Origin of the sequence: Streptomyces tricolor (assembly GCF_002155905.1) — a bacterium.
Taxonomy (GTDB): Bacteria; Actinomycetota; Actinomycetes; order Streptomycetales; family Streptomycetaceae; genus Streptomyces; species Streptomyces tricolor.
In genome coordinates this window covers 1-3,707 of sequence record NZ_MUMF01000347.1, presented here as the reverse complement: position 1 = coordinate 3,707, position 3,707 = coordinate 1, and the positions used below count along the sequence as shown (strand labels likewise).

Annotated in this window: 1 protein-coding gene; it reads left to right on the top strand. The window is 77.5% G+C overall.

Annotated features, from left to right (window positions below; genetic code table 11):
• The coding region (locus CCN44_RS47430; RefSeq protein WP_143649936.1) for a type I polyketide synthase at positions 1-3,707 on the top strand (3,707 nt) is incomplete at both ends.

Here is a 3,707-nt window from a genome sequence, read left to right as displayed (position 1 = left end):
GCCCTCGCCGCGCTGGCCGACGGCGGCACCGCCCGCAACCTCGCCGAAGGCACCGCGCCCGGCCGCGCCCGGCCCGTGTTCGTCTTCCCCGGCCAGGGCTCCCAGTGGCCCGGCATGGCCACCGAACTCCTCGAAAGCTCACCGGTGTTCGCCGCCCGCATGGCCGAGTGCGCCGCCGCCCTCGCGCCGTACACCGACTGGGACGTCGCCACCGAGCTGCGCGGCGACCTCGACCGCGTGGACGTCGTCCAGCCGCTGCTGTGGGCCGTCATGGTGTCCCTGGCGCACACCTGGAGCGCGTACGGTGTCACCCCGGCCGCCGTCATCGGCCACTCCCAGGGCGAGATCGCCGCTGCCTGCGCCGTCGGCGCGCTGTCCCTGGAGGACGGCGCCCGCGTCGTCGCCCTGCGCTCCCGCGCCATCGCCGAACTGCTGTCCGGCTCCGGCGGCATGATGTCCGTCGGCGAGGGCGCCGACGCCGTCCGTGCCCGGCTCACCGCCTGGGACGGCCGGCTGTCGGTCGCCGCCGTCAACGGCACCGCCTCGACGGTGGTGTCCGGCGACCCCGACGCGCTGGACGAACTCCTCACCCAGCTCAGGGAGGAGAAGGTCCGCGCCAAGCGGCTGCCCGTGGACTACGCCTCCCACAGCGCCCACGTCGAGACCCTGCGCGAACGCCTCGCCGACGTCCTCGACGGCATCGCACCGCGCGCCACCCAGGTGCCGTTCTACTCGACCGTGACCGGCGGCCCGCTCGACACCACCGAACTGGACGCCGGGTACTGGTACACCAACCTGCGCGGCACCGTCCTGTTCGAGCAGGCGGTCCGCGCCGCCGTCGCCGACGGGCACCACCTGTTCATCGAGTCCAGCCCGCACCCGGTGCTGACCGTCGGCATCCAGGAGACCGACGACGCCGTGGCCGCCGTGGGCTCGCTGCGCCGCGACGAGGGCGGCCGGGACCGGATGCTGACCGCCCTCGGCGAGGCGTTCATGCACGGCGCCGCCGTCGACTGGACCGCCGTCGCCGAGGGCCGCCGGCCGCGCCGCGTCCCGCTGCCCGGCTACGCCTTCCAGCGCGAGTGGTACTGGCTCGACAGCACCGCGACCGGCGCCGACGTCACCTCCGCCGGTCTCGCCCCCACCGACCACGCCCTGCTCGGCGCCGCGATGGTGCGGGCCGACAGCGAGGGCGCCGTCCTCACCGGCCGGCTCTCCCCGGGCACCCAGCCCTGGCTCGCCGACCACCGGGTCGGCGGCCGGCTGCTCTTCCCCGGCACCGGGCACCTGGAACTCGCGCTGCGCGCCGGCGACCAGGTCGGCTGCGGCGACATCGCCGAACTCACCCTGCACGCACCGCTGGTGCTGCCCGAGCACGGCGCCGTCCAGCTCCAGGTCACCGTCGGCCCGCCCGAGGGCGCGACCCGCCCGGTCACCGTCTGGTCGCGCCCGGAGAGCCCCGACGAGGACCTGCCGTGGACCCGGCACGCCGACGGCCTGCTCGCCCCGACCGGCACCCTCCCGGCGACCGCCGACCCGCTCACCGCGTGGCCCCCGCAGGGCGCCGAACCCGTCCCGCTCGACGGCCTGTACGACGAACTCGCCGCCCTCGGCCTCGGCTACGGACCGCTCTTCCAGGGCCTGCGGGCCGCGTGGCGCACGGCCGACGGCCTGTACGCGGAGGTCGCCACCGACGCCGCGCCGGACGGCTTCGCCCTGCACCCGGCGCTGTCGGACGCCGCCCTGCACACCGTCGGCCTCACCGACGCCGCCGCCGACGAGGCGCTGCTGCCGTTCGCCTGGTCCGGGGTACGGCTGTACGCCACCGGCGCGACCGCGCTGCGCGTCCGCGTCCGGCCCACCGGCGAGGGCACCGTCTCCCTCACGCTCGCCGACCCCGCCGGCGCACCCGTCGCCACCGTCGACTCGCTCACCCTGCGGCCCCTGCGGACCGAGGCCCTGGCCGCCGCGGCCCGCTCGGCCCGCGCGGGCGCCCTGTACCGGGTCGACCGGGTGCCGGCCCTGCCGGTGGCGGCGCCCTCGACCGCGTCCGCGGTGGAGGTGGTGCGGGCTCCGGCCGGAGTGAGCGCCGCCGAGAGCCGGGCGGCCGTCGGCACGGTCCTGGAGGACCTGCGCGCGCGGCTGGCCGACGACCGCCTCGCCGACACCACGCTCGTCGTCGTCACCGGCACCGACCCGGCGGGCGCCGCCGTCGGCGGTCTGATCCGCTCGGCCCAGTCGGAGAATCCCGGCCGGATCGTGCTGATCGAGGCCGACCAGGAGCCGGCCGCCGCACGCCTCGCCGAGGCGACGACCCTGGGCGAGCCCCACCTGACCTTCCGCGACGACACCTGGCTGGCACCGCGGCTGACCCGGATGCCCATGGAGGGCCCCGCCGCCGAGGGGCCCGCGCCGGCCGCTGACGGCCTCACACCGGCCGCTGATGGACCGGCGTCGGCTGTTGACGGCTTGACACCGGCCGCCGGTGGGCCTGCGCCGGCCGCTGACGGCACGATGGCCGCTGACGGGGTGGCGCCGGCTGCCGACGCCTCCATGCCGGCCGCCGACGGGCCCGCGCTGCCTGAGGAGGGCCCCATACCGGCCACCGACGGCCCCGTCCCGGCGGCTGACGGCCCCGCCCGGACCGCCGGCGAACATGCCGCGGCCCCCGCCGTCGCCGGGACCGGCGGCCCGGGCGGGGGGCCGGGCACGGGGACCGGCGTCGGCCTCGGCACCGGTACCGTCCTGCTCACCGGCGCCACCGGCGCGCTCGGCCGGATCCTCGCCCGGCACCTGGTCGCCGAGCACCAGGTCCACCACCTGCTGCTGCTCAGCCGCGGCGGTGCCCCGGACGACCTCGTCGCCGAACTCACCGCGCTGGGCGCCGAGGTGACGAGCGCCGCCTGCGACGCCGCCGACCGGGCCGCGCTCGCCGCCGTACTGGACGCCGTACCGGCCGACCGGCCGCTCACCGCCGTGATCCACGCGGCCGGCGTCCTCGCCGACGGCGTACTCACCTCCCTGACCCCGGAGCGGATCGACGCGGTCTTCCGGCCGAAGGCCGACGCCGCCTGGAACCTGCACGAACTCACCGCGGACCGCGACCTGTCGGCGTTCGTGCTGTTCTCCTCGTCCGCCGCCACCCTCGGCTCGCCGGGCCAGGCCAACTACGCCGCCGCCAACGCCTACCTCGACGCGCTCGCCGTGCACCGCCGCGCCCTCGGACTGCCCGCGCACTCCCTGGCCTGGGGTCTGTGGGCGCAGGCCGGCGGCATGACCGGCACCCTGGACGAGTCCGACCTCACCCGCATCGCCCGCGGCGGGGTCGCCCCGCTGGAGACGGAGGAGGGCGTCGCCCTCTTCGACGCCGCTGTGCGCGGCACCGAGCCCGCCGTCCTGCCCGTCAAACTGGACATGGCCGCGCTGCGCGCCCAGGGCGACGGCCTGGCCCCGCTGTTCCGCGCCCTGGTGCCGGTACGCCGGGCCGGCGCGGCCACGGGGCAGGCGGCGACCGGCGGCGCCGACGCCCTCAAGGACCGGCTCGCCGGGCTGCTGGAGGCGGAGCGCGAACCGTTCCTCACCGACCTCGTGCAGAGCCACGTCGCCACCATCCTCGGCTACCGCTCCGCCCAGGACGTCGGCCGCACCCTGGCCTTCCGGGAACTCGGCTTCGACTCGCTGGCGGCCGTGGAACTGCGCAACCGGCT